Origin of the sequence: Pseudonocardia kongjuensis (genome assembly GCF_039526905.1) — a bacterium.
Classification (GTDB): domain Bacteria; phylum Actinomycetota; class Actinomycetes; order Mycobacteriales; family Pseudonocardiaceae; genus Pseudonocardia; species Pseudonocardia kongjuensis.
The window spans coordinates 176,633-192,975 of record NZ_BAAAJK010000004.1 but is presented as its reverse complement, the minus strand read 5'-3'; the positions used below and the strand labels follow the sequence as shown (position 1 = coordinate 192,975).

Below are 16,343 nucleotides of genomic sequence, written 5' to 3'. Positions count from 1 at the left end.
CGGCCGGGCGGTGCCCGGCCCGGTGCGGCCCGGCGGCGGGGCGTGACAGGATGGCCCGGCATGCGCCGGTGGGGCCGGGAAGGACGGGCATGGACCCAGCACGCGGCCGGGGAGACCGACCGGAGGACGACTTCGAGTCCATCGTCGCGGGATGGCGCGACGAGGGCTCGGTGCCCGACTGGCCCGGCGAGCGCGCCGAGCCGGCCGAGCCCACGGTGCAGCCCGGCGAGCGCCCGGTGCACCGGCCGGGCCCGTCGGCCGAGACCGAGGACGACGACCACTACCACCCGCCCGAGCCGCCGCCGCTGCCGCGGCCGGGCCCGCCCGCCGTCGTCGGCGGCGGGCTGATCGGGCTGGGCCTGGTGCTGTGCATCTCGCCGGGACTGATCGGGGCGAGCGGCAGCTGGCCGCTCCCGCTGGGTCTGGTGCTGATGGCGGCCGGGCTGACCTGGCTGGTGCTGCGGCTGTGGACCGGCGAGCCGGGCGACGACGGCCCGGACCCGCACGACGACGGCTCCCGGCTCTAGCCGGCCCCGGGCCCGGCGACGGCCTCCCTGGCCAGCGTCGCCGCGCCCACCACGGCCGCGGCCGCGCCGAGCTGCGCGGTGCGGATCCGGGCCAGCGGCCGGTTCCCGGCGCCGGTGGCGATCCGTGCGTAGTGCTCGCGGGCCGCGTCCAGGAACTGCGGCGCGGACGCCGACACCCCGCCCGCGATCACCACCAGGTCCGGATCGAACACGTCGGCGACCAGCGAGAGCCCCTCCCCCAGCCAGTGCCCCAGCTCGGCCATCGCGGCCCGGCCGATCGGGTCGCCCTCCCTGGCCGCGGCGCCGACCCGCCTGCCGGTGATCCGGCCCGGGTCCCGTGCGGCCTCCCTGGCCAGCGCCGACGGGCCGGGCGGGTGCGGCCCGGAGATCAGCTCCAGCGCGGTCGCGGCCAGCGCGGTGCCGCTGCAGTAGCGCTCCCAGCAGCCGCGCTTGCCGCACGGGCAGGCCCGGCCGTCCGGGACGACGCGCAGGTGCCCCAGCTCGGGTGCGACGCCGTGCGCCCCGCGGTACAGCTCGCCGTCGAGCAGCAGCGCCGCGCCGATCCCGGTGCCCAGCGCGATCAGCACCGCGGCGGACGCGCCCGCGGCGGCCCCGTGCCGGCGCTCGGCCAGCGCGGCCGAGTTCGCGTCGTGCTCGACGACGACCGGCAGCCCGCCCAGGCGCTCCGAGATCCGCTGCGCGACCGGGGCGTCCCGCCAGGACAGGTGCGGGGCGTAGCGGACCAGCCCGCGGCCGGCGTCGACGAACCCGGCCAGCGCGAGCCCGGCCGCGGACACCCGGTGCCTGCCGCGCAGCTCGTCGACGGCGCCGGCGATGGCCGCCTCCAGCGCGTCGTCGGTGCCGGGGGTGGGGGCCGAGACGGTGTCCAGGACCTCGCCGTCGTCGCCGACCACCCCGGCCCGCACGCTGGTCCCTCCCACGTCGACGCCGACGGTGAGGGCGCGGGTCATGTCCGGTGCACCACGATCCGCTGCACGGACCGGCCGCCGTGGGTCCGGGTGCCGGGGCGGCCGTGCCCGGGGCGGGTGTGACCGTGCTGGCCGTGCTGACCGTGCTGGCCGTTCTGGCCGGGCCTGCCGTTCGGGGCGCCGCCCTCGTCGGGCCGGCCGGGCTCGCCGGACCGGCCGGGCTCGCCGTCCTGCTCCAGCACCGCCACCAGCACCGCGAGCAGCCCGGTCGCGTGCCCGGCCAGCGACTCCGCCAGCTCCGACCGCTCGCCGCGGAACACGGCGAGCAGCGCGCACACCGGGCAGGCGGTGCAGGAGCCGGCGGCGCCGGGGGCCGGCTCGGTGCCCGCGCCGCCGGCGACCGGCTCCAGCGCGACCCGCAGCCGTTCGAGCAGGTGCAGCGCGGTCTCCCGCAGGTCGTCCGGGAAGCCGCCGTGGGTGCCGCAGGAACCGGCCGTCACGAGGTCATCCAGGTGCCCGGATCGGGCACGAAGGTGATCACCAGCCGGGCGTGCGCGCCGGTGCCCTCCAGCCGGGCACCGGTGGCCTCGCAGCGCCGCAGCACCGACGGCAGCGACACCATCCGCCGGGAGAACCCGATCCCGACGACCATGTCGTCGCCGACCCGGGCCAGGTCCAGCGGGGCGTCCTCGGCGCCGGGCAGCGCGACGTCCAGCTCGAACTCGGTGTCGGCGGAGACGCCCTGGCCCGCGGTGCGGCGCAGCTCCATCAGCGGCCGCGGCGCGCGCTCCTCGGGCGCCCCGGCCGGGTCCCGGTCGCCGTAGATCGAACGGGCCAGCTCGCGCAGCGACCCCACGCCGGTCGGCTCGGCGGCGGTGTAGCGGACCGCGGTGACCGGCACGTCCGCGGCGAGCTGCTCCAGCTCGCCCAGCACCGCCTGCTGCTCGGTGGCCCGCTCGCGCAGCCAGCGGGCGGCCGGGCCGCGCAGCGACGGCGGCGGGCCGGGCATCACCCGGTTCGCCATCAGCGCGTCCACCCGCAGCTCGTGCAGGGCGAGCGCGGTCAGCGTGCGGCGGGTCTCCGCGGCGACCACCCGCTCCGGGGTGAGGACCAGCCGGATCGAGGTCCGGGAGCGGTCGGCGAGCAGCCCGCGCAGCCCGGCGAGCTGATCGGCCAGCGCACCCAGCGCGGCGACCGTGCGCTCCCAGCCTGCGCCGTCGTTCTTCGCGCCCGCCAGGTTCGCGACCAGCCCGCGGACCGCCCTGCGGTGCGCCGGGAACAGGCGCTCCAGGTAGCCCGACAGCGCCTCGGGCAGGGTGAGCAGCCGCAGCGTCTCCGCGGTCGGTCCGCAGTCGACGACCACCACGTCGTACTCACCGGAGTCGGCGAACCGCTGCACCTCGACCAGCGCGAGCAGGTCCTCCACACCGGGAAGCACGGTCAGCTCGTCGGCCACCAGCTCGTCGACCCCGGCGCCGGCCAGCATCGTGCGCAGGTGGCCCTGCAGCTCGCCCCAGGCACCCTCGAGCAGGTGCCGGGCCTCGATGTGCGCGGCCCACAGGTTCTCCGCGACCGGGGTGGGATCGGCGCCCAGCTCGGCGTCCAGCGCGTCGCCCAGCGAGTGCGCGGGATCGGTCGAGACCACCAGCGCGGACCGGCCGGACCCGGCGAGCAGCGCGGCAGTGGCCGCGGCGAGGGTGGTCTTGCCGACCCCGCCCTTGCCGGTGAACAGCACGACGCGCACGCCGCGGAGCGTAACGATCGCTGCGACACCGGCTCCGCCTGACCCGCCGAAGCGGATTGCGGAGGCGGGCCTCAGCCCTTCTCGACGCGCCGCTTCAGTCCCTTCAGGGCGGCGTCGATGATCACCTTCTCGGCCTTGCGCCGGAGCATCCCGATCATCGGGAAGTTGACCTCGACGGACAGCTCGTAGGTGACCGTGGTGCCGGAACCGTCCGCCTCCAGCCGGTAGGCGCCGTCCTGCGCGCGCTGGATGCCGCCCTTGACCAGCGTCCACCAGACGGACAGGTCGTCGTCGGCCCAGGTGTAGTCCAGTGTGTACGAGTCCTTGATCGCGCCGGCGTCCATCGAGAACCGCACCTGGGAGGCACGGTCGCCGCTGCCCGGGTCGAGGATCTCGACCGCGGTGATCTGGTCGGTCCACTCCGGGTACGACGCGAAGTCCGCGATCACCGCCATCACCTGGTCCGGCGGGGCGTCGATGTGGATCGAGGAGGTGGTCGCGTCGGCCATGGCGGGAGGCTATCCCGTGCTCACAGGTGCAGCACGCAGGGCCGCTCGAGTGCGCGGAAGTGGCCGACGTTGACGCACTCCGTCCGGCCGAGCCGGGTGCGCCGGTGCAACGGCTGGTGGACGTGCCCGAACAGTGCGTGCGACGGCTGCTCGCCGCGGATCCGGGCGGCCAGCGGCAGGCTGGCGATCTCGCCCCGCCGGGTGACGACGTCGTAGGTCAGCAGCGGGAGGTCCGGCGGGACGTGCGTGCACAGCAGGTCGGCCGGGCCGAGCGCGTCGAGGCGGGCGGTCCAGTCCTCGTGCCGCAGGAAGTGCGGCTGCCACGGTCCGCTCCGGCGCGGATCGACGCCGGGCGGGAGCGGCACCCCGCCGAGGAAACCGATCCGGCGGCCGCCGATCTCGATCACCCGGCCGTCCGCGCGGACCACCCCGTCGACGTCCGGCCAGACCTCGGGCATGTCGACGTTGCCGGGGATCGCCCAGACCGGGACGTCCAGCCCGCCGAGCACGCCGAAGATCTCGGCGTACTGCGCGGTGACCGCCTCGACGACGGCGGCGGCGGGATCGGCGAACCGGCTCCAGGACCGTTCGAGCAGGCCCTGGACCTGGGCGCGGGGCGCGCCGATCCGGCGCATCCGGCCGAACTCGGCGGCGATCCCGGAGCCGAGCAGCCGGGAGATGATGCCGTTGTCCGGGTCCCGGTAGTCGACGAACTCCAGCAGGTCGCCGAGCACGAGCAGGCCGTCCGCGCCGTCCGCGGCGCGGGCCAGGGCACGGGTGTTGCCGTGGACGTCGGAGACGACGTGCAGCCGCACTCAGCGACCCCCGTCCGGTGCGACGCCAGCCCGGCGCCCGGCCTCCAGCCTGCGCTTCAGCGCGAACGCGTGCGCCTTGAACGCGCGGTGCCGCCGGTCGGACTCGGCGCGGCTGCGAGCCGCGCGCCGGCCGTCCGGCCGGTCGGCCGACGCGCGCAGGAACCAGTGCAGGACGGTGCCGTCGAGCACCTCCTCGCACCAGACCTCCATGGTCCCGGTGAGCGCGCCGGTGACGGTCCAGCGGATCCCGGCGGGGCCGCGGTCGTGCGCGACCTCCGGCTCCAGGTCCGGCCAGTAGGACGGCCAGCGGGCCGGGTCGGCGAACTCGGCGGCCACCCGCTCACGGGGGACGGCCAGGAACGTCTCGTCGACGACGTCCACCGACGGGGGCACGGACCGGCCCGGCTGCACTGGTGACGCGCTCGGCACGACGGTCAGCGTGCCACCCTGCCCACGGTCCGCCGACAGGGGTACCGTGCCGCCGTCGATACGGCCGGACGGGTCCGTTCCGTATCCGTTATGCCCGAGTCGATGTACTCGGACCCTACTTGACGGTAGGTTCGTGTCCCAGCAGGTCGGCATGCGTGCCGCCGACCGCATTTTGCCTGTCGAGGCCGCCAGGAGGTCGATCCCCGTGCGTGAGTACAGCGTCCCCGCCACGGTGTCCGTGGGTGCCGACGAGTCGGTCTCCGATGCCGTCTTCGAGAACGCCGCGCAGCATGCCGCGGACGTCCTCTACCGCCGCAAGGGCGCCGACGGCGTGTGGAGCGACATCACCGCAGCCGAGTTCGCCGAGCAGGTCACCCGGGTCGCCGCCGGCCTGATCGCGGCCGGCGTCCAGGCCGGTGACCGGATCGGTCTGCTGTCCCGGACCCGCTACGAGTGGACCCTGTTCGACTACGCGATCCTCGCCGCGGGCGGGGTGACCGTGCCGATCTACGAGACGTCCTCGCCGGACCAGATCTCCTGGATCCTGTCCGACTCCGGTGCGGTCGGGATCGTCGTCGAGACGGCCGAGCACACCGCGTCGGTCGACAAGATCCGGGCCGACGTGCCCGAGCTCCGGCACGTCTGGCAGATCGAGCCCTCGGGTGCCGCGCCGGACAGCCCGTCCGCGGTCGAGCAGCTCACCGGGCTGGGCTCGGACACCGCCGACGACGTCGTGCACGAGCGCCGCAACGCGGTGCGCGCCGACGACCTCGCCACCCTGATCTACACCTCCGGCACCACCGGCCGGCCCAAGGGCTGCGAGCTGACCCACCGCAACCTGCTCAGCGAGTGCCGCACGATCGCCTCGACGATCCCGGACCTGCTCGCCCACGGCGGTTCGGTGCTGCTGTTCCTGCCGCTCGCGCACGTGTTCGGCAAGGTCATCCAGTGCGGCGCGCTGACCACCCGCACCGTGGTCGGGCACAGCCCGGACGTGAAGAACCTGCTGCCCGACCTGGCCGAGTTCAAGCCGACCTTCCTGCTCGCGGTGCCGCGGGTGTTCGAGAAGGTCTACAACGGCGCGCGGCTGCGGGCGCACAACGACGGCAAGGGCCGGATCTTCGACGCCGCCGCCGACACCGCGATCGCCTACTCCGAGGCGATCGACACCGGCGGCCCCGGTCTGGTGCTCAAGGCCAAGCACGCGCTGTTCGACAAGCTCGTCTACGGCAAGCTGCGCGCCGCGGTCGGCGGGAACGTCACCGCCGCCGTATCCGGCTCGGCCCCGCTCGGCGCCCGGCTCGGCCACTTCTTCCGCGGCATCGGGCTGCCGGTGCTCGAGGGCTACGGCCTGACCGAGACCACCGCGGGCATCACCCTGAACACCCTCGACGCCCAGCGGGTCGGCTCGGTCGGGCGCCCGGTGCCGGGCTGCGCGGTCCGGATCGCCGAGGACGGCGAGGTCATGCTGCGCGGCGACATCGTCTTCCAGGGGTACTGGCACAACGAGGACGCCTCGAAGGAGGCCCTGGAGGACGACGGCTGGTTCCACTCCGGCGACATCGGCGAGCTCGACGACGCCGGCTTCCTGACGATCACCGGCCGGAAGAAGGAGATCATCGTCACCGCCGGCGGCAAGAACGTCGCCCCGGCCGTGCTCGAGGACCGGCTGCGGGCGCACCCGCTGGTCGGCCAGTGCATCGTGGTCGGCGACCAGAAGCCGTTCATCTCGGCGCTGGTCACCATCGACCCGGAGGCGCTGCCCGGCTGGCGCGAGCGCAACGGCAAGCCGGAGGGCGCAGGCGGGTCCGCGTCCGACCTGGTCGACGACCCGGAGCTGCGCGGCGAGATCGCCGCCGCGGTCGAGGAGGCCAACCAGGCGGTGTCGCGGGCCGAGCAGATCCGCAAGTTCCGGATCCTGCCCGCCGACTTCAGCGAGGCCGGCGGCGAGCTGACGCCGACCATGAAGGTGAAGCGCAAGGTCGTCGTCGACACCTACTCGGGCGAGATCGAGGCCCTCTACTCCGGGGCGGCCGCCGAGCGGAGCTGATCCGCCGCCGTCCGTCCGGCCAGGTGGGCGTGCAGCCGGGCCGCCGCGGCCCGGCCACCCCAGATCCGCCGCACCCGGTCCCGCCCGGCCCGGCCCATCGCCAGGGCCCGGGCGGGATCGGTGAGCAGCCCGGCCAGCCGGTCCACCAGGGCCGCGACGTCCCGGCCCGGCACGACGTGGCCGGTGACGCCCTCGGCGACCGTCTCCGGGGCGCCGCCGGAGTCGCCGGCGACCACCGGTAGCCCGGCGGCCGCGGCCTCCAGCAGCGCGATGCCCAGCCCCTCGACGTCCAGCCCGCCCAGGTGGGTCCGGCAGGGCAGCGCGAACACGTCCCCCGCCGCGTGGTGCGCGGCGAGCTCGGCCGCAGGCACCCGGCCGGTGAAGACCACCGCGTCGTCCGTCCCGTGCCGGGCGGCGAGCCGGTGCAACCGGTCCCGGTACGGGCCGCCGCCGACCAGCAGCAGCCGGGTGCCGGGGACCCGGCGGCGCAGCAGCGGCAGCGCGGCGACCAGGGTGTCCTGGCCCTTGCGCGGCATCAGCCGGGACACGCAGCTGACGACCGGCGCCTCACCCAGCCGGTACCGCGCCCGGATCTCCGCGCGGGCCGCCGGATCGGGTGCGAACCGGTCGGTGTCGACCGGTGGCGGCAGCGGCTCCAGCGCGGCGTCCGGCCCGAACGCGGCGGCGATCCGGTGCCGGGTCCAGCAGGAGACGGTGGTGACGACGTCGGCGTCGGTCCCGATCCGGCGCAGCGCCTGCCGGGCCACGGGAAGCATCGACCAGCCGACCTCGTGCCCGTGCGTGCTCGCGACGACCCGGCCGATCCCGGCCCGCCCGCGCAGGTGCGGCCCGAGCAGGCCGAGCGGGGCAGCGGCGCCGAACCACACCGTCTCCGCGCCGTGGCCGCGGGCGAGCCGGACCGCGCGGCGGGCCACGTCCGGCACGGGGAGCATCAGCGGGCCGGGATGGCGGTGCACCGGGAACGGGGCGAGGGCGTCGAACTCCGCCGCGCCGGGCCAGTCCGGCGCGTAGACGGCGAGCTCACCGGGCGGCAGCGCGCGGGCGAGATCGTGCAGGTAGCTCTGGATCCCGCCGGTGCGCGGCGGGAAGTCGTTGGTCACCAGCAGCGTGCGGGGCACGTCCGCGACGGTATCCCGGGTGGTCGGCGGCCGGTGCGCACGGCGTCCGACGGCCGGTGCGCGCGCCCGGGCCGGGCACGGCACGGGCAGGTCCGGACCGGGCACGTCCGGGCCGGGGACGGCCGGGACGGCGGCGCCGCACGCGGGGGGACGCGTCGGGGATGCGGGCCGCCGTCCGGCTCTCGGGGAGCGGACGAACCGCGCTCCGCACCGGTCCGCCGTGTCGCCCTCGGGGTGGGCTCCACGACTCGGCCGTCCGGGTGGCGGGGGACCATCCGTCGACACGGCCGGTGAGGAGGTCGTGCTGTTCAGGTGAACGAGCGGGAACGTCTCCGGTTACGGATCGGCAACGAAAAGATCTGCCGGGTCCCCGCAGCGGTCCGGTGGGCCGTTTCTGTCGGACCCCTCCCCTAGCGTCCGCGGTGATCGATCGACGACCCACCGGTACGACCCAGAAGGAGGCGTGATGATCGTCGACTGCGACCGCTGCCAGGTGCGCGACACCGCCTGTGGCGACTGTGTGATCGGGGTCCTCATGGATGTGCCCGAGATCGACCGCCCGATCCCCTACCTGCCCGTCGACGTGCCGGGCGAGCTGCCCGGCACACCGGTCCGGGCCGAGCACGCCGGCGGCCCGGCGAGCGGGCCGCTGGAGTTCTCCGAGCCGGAGCGGCGCGCGCTGCAGGTGCTGGCCGAGCAGGGGCTGATCCCGCACCTGCGGCTGGTGGAGGCCGGCGCCGGGCGGGCGCAGCAGCCGGCCCGCCCGATGCTGCCGATGCCGGTGGTGCCGCCCCGGCAGCGCGATGTCGGCTGAGCCCGGCGCGACCGGCCCGGGCCCCGTCGCCGGCGGGGCGTGCCGGTCAGCCGCCGAGCCGGCGCAGCAGCACCGCGGAGGGCACCGAGTGCGCGCCGCGGCGCCGGACCGAGCGGACGACCTCCTGGTCGGAGGTCGCGACGAGCAGCGGCCTGCCCCGCGGCTCGGCGGCGACCAGATCGCGGATCACGTCGTCGGCGATCACCCCGGCCTCGCTGAACAGCACCCGCACGCCGCGGGCGCCGCGCAGCGGGGCCGCGCTGACCGCGGCGCCGTCGAACACCACGGTGATCTCGGCGCCGGTCCGCGCGCCCAGCGCACCGAGCTGCCCGACCAGGCGGGTGCGCTGGTCGGCCAGCGGCAGGTCCGGGTACCCGGTCTTGCTCACGTTGTAGCCGTCGACGATCAGGTGCACCGAGGGCATCGCGAGCAGCGTGTCCAGGGCCGCGAGACCGTCGACCGGCAGCCCGGCCCGGCCGCCGGTCGCGCCGGCGGCGGTGTCCGCCGTGCCCGCGACGAGATCGGCCGGTCGCGGGCCGCCCGCCCCGACGTCGAGCTCGCGGCGGAGCCCGGCGATCGCGCCGCCGACCGTGTCGAGCAGCAGCTCGAGGCGCACCTCGTCGCCGCGCCGGGCCTCACGCGCCGCCTGCCGCGCCGCCGCCACCTCGCGCGCCGCGGCGTCCGCCCGCCTGCGCTCGGCGGCGGCCCGCTCCCGTTCCCGCTCGGCGTCCGCGCGCGCCGCGGCCAGCCGGTCGTCGGCGCCCGCGCGCAGCGTCGCCACCTCGGCCTCCAGCTCGGCCCGCGCGTCCAGCGCCGCCCGCAGCCGGGCCCCCTGCTCACTGACCCGGCGGCGCATCTGCTGGTACTCGGCCTGGTGCTCGGTCACCACCGACCGGACCCGTTCGCGCTCCTCGGCCAGCTCGGCCTGCGCACGTTCCAGCTCGGCGGTGACCTTCTCCACCTTCGCGATGGCCTCGTCGCGCTCGGCCCGCAGCGAGGACAGGTCACCGGTCTGCTCGGCCTCGGCGACCCGCCGGGCGGCCAGCGGATCACCGGTGAGCAGGGCGACCGCCGCGGCGTCCAGCTTGTCGACCGGGGCGGGTAGCGGCGGGTGGTCCCCGTCGGCGCCCGCAGCGGAGCCCGCACCGGATCCCGCCGGGCCCGGTCCGGTGGCTGTGCCGTCGTCCGGGGCGCCGGCCGGCGGGAGCTCCAGCTCGCCCGCCCGGTTCTCGGCCCACCAGGCGACCACGGCCGCCCGGAACGCCGGATCCTGTTCGAGGCGGGCGACTAGCGCCTGGCCGCCGAGCCGGGCCCGCTTCGCCGGGGTGAACCGGGCGAACCGGCGCAGCGGGCCGGGCACGTCCGCCGCCGGCATCCCGGCGAGGGCGGTGCCGGCGATCTCCGCGAGCCGGGAGCGCAGCGGCGCCGTCAGCGGCGGCCAGTCCTCGGCGTCTGCGGGGGCGGCGGCGGCAGTGTCCGCGGGGGCGGCGGCGTCCGGCGCGGCCGCGGCGTCGCGGGGCTCCGGGCCCGCGCACGGGGCCCCGGCGGGCTCCGGGCCCGACGGGGCGCCGCGGACCGCAGGCCCCGGTTGCTCTCCGTCGTTGTGCGCCATCGGTCAAGGCTATCCCCGACCGTGTCGGGTCGCCGCCGCCCGCGCCGGGCCGGTGGCCGGCCGTGCCCGATCGGTGACCGACGCCGCGGCCCGCAGAATCGGCGTAGAACACCGGGTCGGAGCCGCTTCCGCCCGTCCCGGTCGGATTCTTCTCCGCCTGCGCGGGGTCGACCGTACTGCCGCGCGGCCACCGGGACCGGCGCACTCGAACATACTGTCGGACCCCGGCGCTACCGTCCGGCCGTGACCACCTGCTCCCCGCAGCTCACCTTCGACGAGCTGGGCACCCCCCTGCGCGACGTCACGTTCTGCGTCGTCGATCTCGAGACGACCGGTGGCAGCCACCGCACGGATGCGATCACCGAGGTCGGCCTGGTCTCGGTGCGCGGCGGCGAGCGGCTCGCCGAGCTGTCCACCCTGGTGGCGCCGGGCACCCCCGTCCCGCCGGACGTGTCCCGGCTCACCGGGATCACCGACGCGATGCTCGCCGGGGCGCCACCGCTGGGCGCGGTGCTGCCCGGCGTGCTCGACCACCTGCGCGGATCGGTCCTGGTCGCGCACAACGCGCCGTTCGACACCGGGTTCCTGCGGGCCGCCTGCCAACGTCAGGAGCGCCCGTGGCCGTCGCCTCCGGTGCTGTGCACCGCCCGGCTGGCCCGCGCCGTGCTGCCGCACTCCGAGTGCCCGAGCGTCCGGCTCGGCGCGCTCGCGGCGCACTTCGGCTGCGCCACCACGCCCGACCACCGCGCCCTCACCGACGCGCGGGCCACCGTCGAGGTGCTGCACCACCTGCTGGAGCGGATCGGCAACCTCGGCGTGCAGAGCATCGAGGAGCTGCTCCAGCTGGTGCGCGACCGCGCACCGCACCGCCCGACCACCGCCCAGCGCCGGCGCAGGCACCTCGCGAACGACGTCCCCTCCGCCCCCGGCGTGTACCTGTTCCGGGACGGTCGCGGCGAGGTCCTCTACGTCGGCACCAGCGGCGACCTGCACCGCCGGGTCCGCTCATACTTCACCGCCGGGGAGCGGCGGCGCCGGGTGCGCGACATGGTCGCCCAGGCCGAGCGGGTCGACACCGTCGTCTGCGCGCACGCGCTGGAGGCGTCGGTGCGGGAGCTGCGGCTGATCGCGGCGCACCGCCCCCGCTACAACCGGCGTTCCCGCAACCCCGGCCGGGCCTGGTGGGTGGCGCCGACCGCGGAGGCGTTCCCGCGGCTCTCGGTCGTCGCGACGCCGCGGCCCGGTGCGCTCGGCCCCTTCACCTCCCGGCGCGGCGCGACCGACGTGCTCGACGCCGCGCTCGACGCGGTGCCGCTGCGCCGGTGCACGATCCGGATCCCGGCCCGCAACCCCGCGGCCACCCCGTGCGCGCTGCACGAGCTGGGCCGCTGCGCCGCCCCGTGCGCCGGCCTGCAGCCCGCCGAGGAGTACCGGCCCGCGGTGGACGCCTGGCACGACCTGGTCACCGGCCGGGACGACGCGCCGCTGCGGGCGCTGGCCGCCGATGTCGCGTCCCGGGCCGCCGAGGGGCGCTACGAGGCCGCGGCCCGCGCCCGGGACCGGCTGGCCCACCTGGCCTCCGGGATCGACCGCGCGGGCACTCTCGCGGCGCTGGCCCGTCTGGACGAGGTGGTGGGTGCCCGGCCGGACGGTGCGGGCGGCTGGCAGCTCGCCGTCGTCCGGCACGGCCGGCTGGCCGCCGCCGGGAACGCACCGCGCGGGGTGCGGCCGATGCCGGAGGTGGAGTCGCTGCGGCGGAGCGCGCAGACCGTGCTGCCCGGGCCGGGGCCGCTGCGCGGCGCGCACGCCGAGGAGGTGCGGCTGCTGCACCGCTGGCTCACCGACGGCGGCACCCGCCTGGTGCGCAGCGATCCGCCGTGGGCCGAGCCCGCACACGGCGGCGGGCCGTGGCGGTCCTGGGCGGAGCAGGCCAGGGACGCGGCGCACCGCACCGGCGAGGAACCGCGGTGATCACACGCGGAAGGGCCCCGCCGGTGGCGGGGCCCTTCCTGTCGTGCGTGTCGTGCGCGGGGGTCAGTCGCCCGGCTGCTGCGGGCGGCCGCCGTCGTCCGGCCGGCCGGACAGCTCCTCCCGGCGGGACTCCAGCTCCCGCCGGGCCGCCGCGCGCTCGTCGCGCTCGGCGAGCTCGCGCTCGTGCACCTCGTGCCGGGCCTGGGCGAGCGCCCTGGTCTCGTCCGCCGGGTCCGGCGAGAGCAGCGAACCGGGGACCGGCTCGCCGGCCGAGCCCAGCTGGTTCATCCGCTTCGGGACCGAGGTGCCCTGGTACTCCAGCTCGATCGGGTGCCCGTGCGAGTCGACACCGGCCAGCGGCTGGTGCACCTCGATGAACTCGCCGTGCGGGAGCCGCTTGATGATGCCGGTCTCGATGCCGTGCTCGAGCACGGCCCGGTCCGACTTCTGCAGGCCCAGGCACCAGCGGTAGGTCACCCAGTACACGATCGGCGGCACGATCAGCAGACCCAGCCGGCCCGCCCACGTCGTCGCGTTCAGCGAGATGTGGAAGAACAGCGCGATCCAGTCGTTGAACCCGCACATCACGAGCCACAGGTAGAACGAGATCGCCATCGCGCCGAGCGCCGTGCGGACCGGGACGTCCCGCGGGCGCTGCAGCAGGTTGTGGATCGCGTCGTCCCCGGTGAACCTGCGTTCGATCGCCGGATAGGCGGCCGCCACCAGGAACAGCACCGGGAGGAAGCCCGCCGTCGGGATGAACGCGGACGGGATCGTGTACGTGTCGAAGAGGTAGAACTCCCACGGCGGGAAGATCCGGGCCATCCCCTCGGACCACAGCATGTAGAAGTCCGGCTGCGAACCCGCGGAGATGTGCGAGGCGTCGTACGGGCCCAGATGCCAGATGCCGTTGATCTGGAACAGGCCGCTGATCAGGCAGATCACGCCGGCGGTGACGGCGAAGAAGGCGCCGCCCTTGGCCGCGAACTGCGGCATGATCCGCACGCCGACGACGTTGTTCTCGGTCCGGCCCGGCCCCGGGAACTGGGTGTGCTTCTGGTACCAGACGAGCCCGAGGTGCACCGCGATCAGCGCCAGGATGATCCCGGGCAGCACGAGCACGTGGATGATGTAGAGCCTCGGGATGATCTCCGTGCCGGGGAACTCACCCCCGAACAGCGCCCAGTGCACCCAGGTGCCCATGACCGGCACGGTCAGCGTGATGCCCGAGGCGATCCGCAGGCCGACACCGGAGAGCAGGTCGTCCGGCAGCGAGTAGCCGGTGAAGCCCTCGAAGGTGCCCAGCAGGATCAGGACGATGCCGATGACCCAGTTCGTCTCACGCGGCTTGCGGAACGCGCCGGTGAAGAACACCCGGAACATGTGGATGATCATCGAGGCGACGAAGAGCAGCGCCGCCCAGTGGTGCACCTGGCGCATGAACAGGCCGCCGCGGACCTCGAACGAGATCTCCAGCGCCGACTCGTAGGCGCGCGACATGTGCACGCCGCGCAGCGGGTCGTACGGGCCGTTGTAGACGATCTCCTCCATCGAGGGATCGAAGAACAGCGCCAGGTAGGTGCCCGACAGCAGCAGGATGATGAAGCTGTAGAGCGCGACCTCACCGAGCATGAACGACCAGTGCGTCGGGAAGACCTTGTTGAACTGCTTGCGCAGCCCCGCGGCCGGGTGGAAGCGCTGGTCGAGCTGGTCCAGTACGTCGGCGGCCTTGGACGACCCCCCTCCCGGGGAGGACGTCGGTGTGGTGATCGAACTCATGTCGTCTTCGGCCTCTCCCAGAACGCAGGTCCGACGGGCTCGACGAAGTCGCTCACCGCGACGAAGTAGCCCTCATCGTTCACCGTGATCGGCAGCTGGGGCAGCGGGCGGGCGGCCGGCCCGAACACGGGCATGGCGTCCTCCGTCGCCAGGAACTGCGACTGGTGGCAGGGGCACAGGATGCGGTTGTCCTGCGCCTGGTACAGCGACGTCGGGCAGCCGACGTGCGTGCACACCTTCGACCAGGCGTAGTAGTCGCCGTAGTTGAAGTCCTCCTGACCGGGGCGCGCGTTCACCACGGTGCCGGGGCGGAGGCGGATCAGCATGACCGGCGCGTCGGAGGCGCGCTGCGCGTGCAGCAGCTCCTCCTCGTTCCCGCGCTCGCTCTCCCGGTACGGGAAGACGGTCATCATCGATCCGGGCTCCATGTCCTCGGGCCGCACGCGTGCGATCTCGCTGAGGATACCGGTGTCGGTGCGCAGGTACACGGTCTCGCCGTTCTCCGGGCGCCATCCGGTGTGCCACAGCGGGGCCTCGTCGCCCTCGGCCCACGGGTTCCGGATGATCCCGCCGAGCGCGACCACACCGGTGCCGATCCCGACCACCGTGGCGGCCAGCCCGGCGCTACGGATGATCAGCTTCCGGCGCCCGAGGGTGGTGCCCTTCCCGGCGTCGGTCAGCTGGGCGATCACGGTCCGGCGGTCCAGCTCGTCGGACGGCCCGTCGTGCCGCTGCTGCACCGACACCTCGTGCGGGAACAGCTTCTTGACCGCCTGGATCACCGCGATGCCCAGCGCCAGGATGGAGAACCCGAAGGTGAAGCCGATCACCGGGGTGTACATCGAGTAGATCGTGTAGCCGGGCTCGCCGACGTTCACGTACTCCCACGGCCACCAGATGAAGGCGACCACGAACGCGAGCCCGGACAGCGCCGAGATCACGAACCACAGGGCGACCGACCGCTCGGCCCGCTTCTCCGCCCGCGTCCCCGGGATCGGGAACGCCGGCGTGTTGTGCACGACCTCGACCTCGTCGAGCTCGCCGGCCAACCGGGCCAGCTGCTCGGGCGACATCTCGTCGAGCTCCTCACGGGTCGGACGCCTGTCCGCCCCGGTGCTGACCTCGCTGCTCAACTCTTCGCCCCCAACCAGATCGCGAAACCGACCAGCCCGGACATGACGAACACGAACACGAAGATGCCCTCCGCCGTCGGGCCGAGGCCCAGCAGCGAGTAACCACCCGGGTCGTTGGTCTCGTTGACCGACTTGATGTACGCGATGATGTCGCGCTTCTCCTCCGGCGTGAGCTGCTGGTCGGAGAACCGCGGCATGTTCTGCGGACCGGTCTGCATCGCCGTGTAGATCTGCGACTCGCTGGCCGGGGCCAGCGCCGGGGCGTACTTGCCGGACGACAGCGCGCCGCCGACACCGGTGAAGTTGTGGCAGGACGCGCAGTTCAGCCGGTAGAGCGTGCCACCGCGGCCCGGGTCGTCCCCGCGCAGCGCCTCGCCCCGCTCGGCCGGCGTGATCGGCCCGCCGCCGTTGACCTGGATGTAGGCGCCCAGCGCCTCCAGGTTCGCGCGGCCCTCGGCGGTGTCCGGGTCGAAGATCGGCAGCGGGTGCTTGCGGGCGGCCTGCGCCTCCTGGCGGGCCATCGGCATCCGGCCCGACGAGACCTGGAAGTACACCGCCGCGTCGCCGACGCCGATCAGGCTCGGCCCGCGGTCCTGCTCGCCCTGCAGGTTCGCACCGTGGCAGGTGATGCAGGTGTTGTTGTAGAGCTGCTCGCCCTGCGCGATCAGAGCGGCGTCCGGCTGCGCCTCGGCGACCTGCGGCTGGGGCGCCAGGGCGGTGTAGAGGAAGCCGACGGTGACCAGGCTGAGGCCGATGGCCAGAGCACCCGCGATCCTGCGGTGGGTCTTGCCGTGCGGGCGGGAGCGGCGTCCGGCCTTCTGCTCGGGCCGGCCGCCCGGTGGTGGGTTCTGGGCTGCGCTGTCAGCGCCCTCGGGATTCTCGGTCATCGCTG

At 75.2% G+C, this 16,343-nt stretch carries 15 protein-coding genes; 4 read left to right on the top strand and 11 right to left on the bottom strand.

What is annotated here, in order from left to right; all coding sequences use genetic code 11:
- Nucleotides 1-89: 89 nt before the first annotated feature.
- Nucleotides 90-527: a DUF308 domain-containing protein gene (locus tag ABD160_RS05080; RefSeq protein WP_344018778.1), complete on the top strand. Its 438-nt coding sequence runs from the start codon at nt 90-92 to the stop codon at nt 525-527.
- Here the strand turns inward: ABD160_RS05080 and ABD160_RS05075 are convergent.
- From ABD160_RS05075 to ABD160_RS05050, 6 genes are all read right to left on the bottom strand, one after another.
- Nucleotides 524-1,498: an ROK family protein gene (locus tag ABD160_RS05075; RefSeq protein ID WP_344018776.1), complete on the bottom strand. Its 975-nt coding sequence runs from the start codon at nt 1,496-1,498 to the stop codon at nt 524-526. The two genes, ABD160_RS05080 and ABD160_RS05075, sit on opposite strands and share 4 nt — an antisense overlap.
- The gene (locus ABD160_RS05070) at nt 1,495-1,956 is read right to left on the bottom strand and encodes a hypothetical protein (RefSeq protein WP_344018773.1); all 462 of its coding nucleotides are present in this window, start codon (nt 1,954-1,956) and stop codon (nt 1,495-1,497) included. Before ABD160_RS05070 ends, ABD160_RS05075 begins: the two co-directional genes overlap by 4 nt.
- The gene (locus ABD160_RS05065; RefSeq protein WP_344018771.1) at nt 1,953-3,200 is read right to left on the bottom strand and encodes an ArsA family ATPase; all 1,248 of its coding nucleotides are present in this window, start codon (nt 3,198-3,200) and stop codon (nt 1,953-1,955) included. The genes ABD160_RS05070 and ABD160_RS05065 overlap by 4 nt, the downstream gene beginning before the upstream one ends.
- Before the next feature lie 71 nt (nt 3,201-3,271).
- Nucleotides 3,272-3,709, bottom strand: a complete 438-nt coding sequence (locus tag ABD160_RS05060) for an SRPBCC family protein (protein WP_344018769.1) — start codon at nt 3,707-3,709, stop codon at nt 3,272-3,274.
- A 20-nt stretch (nt 3,710-3,729) separates the two neighbouring features.
- Nucleotides 3,730-4,524, bottom strand: a complete 795-nt coding sequence (locus tag ABD160_RS05055; protein ID WP_344018767.1) for a metallophosphoesterase family protein — start codon at nt 4,522-4,524, stop codon at nt 3,730-3,732.
- Nucleotides 4,525-4,917, bottom strand: a complete 393-nt coding sequence (locus ABD160_RS05050; RefSeq protein ID WP_344018765.1) for a polyketide cyclase / dehydrase and lipid transport — start codon at nt 4,915-4,917, stop codon at nt 4,525-4,527.
- A gap of 241 nt (nt 4,918-5,158) precedes the next feature.
- Between ABD160_RS05050 and ABD160_RS05045 the strand changes: the two genes are divergently transcribed.
- Nucleotides 5,159-7,003, top strand: a complete 1,845-nt coding sequence (locus tag ABD160_RS05045) for an AMP-dependent synthetase/ligase (protein ID WP_344018763.1) — start codon at nt 5,159-5,161, stop codon at nt 7,001-7,003.
- Here the strand turns inward: ABD160_RS05045 and ABD160_RS05040 are convergent.
- A complete protein-coding gene (locus ABD160_RS05040; RefSeq protein WP_344018761.1) occupies nt 6,973-8,142 on the bottom strand; it encodes a glycosyltransferase family 4 protein in 1,170 nt (389 codons plus the stop codon). The two genes, ABD160_RS05045 and ABD160_RS05040, sit on opposite strands and share 31 nt — an antisense overlap.
- A gap of 466 nt (nt 8,143-8,608) precedes the next feature.
- On the opposite strand from ABD160_RS05040, the gene ABD160_RS05035 reads away from it, so the two are divergent.
- Nucleotides 8,609-8,956, top strand: coding sequence for a hypothetical protein (locus tag ABD160_RS05035; RefSeq protein WP_344018758.1), 348 nt, complete (start codon nt 8,609-8,611; stop codon nt 8,954-8,956).
- A gap of 46 nt (nt 8,957-9,002) precedes the next feature.
- Here the strand turns inward: ABD160_RS05035 and ABD160_RS05030 are convergent, their stop codons facing one another.
- Nucleotides 9,003-10,568 carry an NYN domain-containing protein gene (locus ABD160_RS05030; RefSeq protein ID WP_344018756.1) on the bottom strand — a complete coding sequence of 522 codons (1,566 nt, stop codon included), beginning with the start codon at nt 10,566-10,568 and terminating at the stop codon, nt 9,003-9,005.
- Nucleotides 10,569-10,811: 243 nt separating this feature from the next.
- On the opposite strand from ABD160_RS05030, the gene ABD160_RS05025 reads away from it, so the two are divergent.
- Nucleotides 10,812-12,539, top strand: a complete 1,728-nt coding sequence (locus tag ABD160_RS05025) for a DEDD exonuclease domain-containing protein (protein WP_344018754.1) — start codon at nt 10,812-10,814, stop codon at nt 12,537-12,539.
- Nucleotides 12,540-12,602: 63 nt separating this feature from the next.
- Here the strand turns inward: ABD160_RS05025 and qcrB are convergent, their stop codons facing one another.
- The 3 genes from qcrB to qcrC are packed head-to-tail and all read right to left on the bottom strand — an operon-like array spanning nt 12,603 to nt 16,338.
- The gene (qcrB, locus tag ABD160_RS05020) at nt 12,603-14,318 is read right to left on the bottom strand and encodes a cytochrome bc1 complex cytochrome b subunit (protein ID WP_344018752.1); all 1,716 of its coding nucleotides are present in this window, start codon (nt 14,316-14,318) and stop codon (nt 12,603-12,605) included.
- Nucleotides 14,315-15,451, bottom strand: coding sequence for a cytochrome bc1 complex Rieske iron-sulfur subunit (gene qcrA / locus ABD160_RS05015; protein WP_344018750.1), 1,137 nt, complete (start codon nt 15,449-15,451; stop codon nt 14,315-14,317). The genes qcrB and qcrA overlap by 4 nt, the downstream gene beginning before the upstream one ends.
- On the bottom strand, nt 15,448-16,338 hold the full coding sequence (qcrC, locus tag ABD160_RS05010; RefSeq protein ID WP_344018747.1) for a cytochrome bc1 complex diheme cytochrome c subunit: 891 nt from the start codon (nt 16,336-16,338) through the stop codon (nt 15,448-15,450). The genes qcrA and qcrC overlap by 4 nt, the downstream gene beginning before the upstream one ends.
- Nucleotides 16,339-16,343 lie beyond the last annotated feature (5 nt).